The organism is Acinetobacter sp. USHLN143, from assembly GCF_037145695.1.
Taxonomy (GTDB): Bacteria; Pseudomonadota; Gammaproteobacteria; order Pseudomonadales; family Moraxellaceae; genus Acinetobacter; species Acinetobacter fasciculus.
Genome location: NZ_JBBCWZ010000240.1, coordinates 1 through 368, shown reverse-complemented (window position 1 = coordinate 368; position 368 = coordinate 1). Strand labels below are relative to the sequence as shown.

The window sequence follows — 368 nt, the reverse complement described above, 5'->3', positions numbered from 1 at the left end:
CTTTATGGTGAATATTATGGCTGCTATAGTGGCTTATTGCTTAAATCCAAATAAGCCAACTTTCCAAAACTTGCTAAAAAGCTAAAATATTTCATCGAACTCAGGTTATTTAATATGTTCTGCAATATCTGTAAAGATTACACTTAAGCCATGTGCACCTGCATCCGGATAGCCCAAGCTACGGTCACCGACAGTTCCGGCACGTCCCATACGTGCCACGATATCTTTGGTCGATTCCGCACCTTTTACCGCAGCCGGGCTTTGTTGCACAAAGATTTGAAATGCAAAGCGCCCCTAATTGAGCCAAATTTAAGGCGTAACTTGGGTAAGTGGTCGACCTAATTCCGTAAATCTGTTAAGGACTGCTA

At 42.4% G+C, this 368-nt stretch carries 1 pseudogene; it reads right to left on the bottom strand.

From position 1 onward, the window contains the following. Positions 1–105: 105 nt before the first annotated feature. A pseudogene (locus WFH18_RS17895) lies at positions 106–273 on the bottom strand (DAK2 domain-containing protein); the annotation flags it as partial. Positions 274–368: the final 95 nt, after the last annotated feature.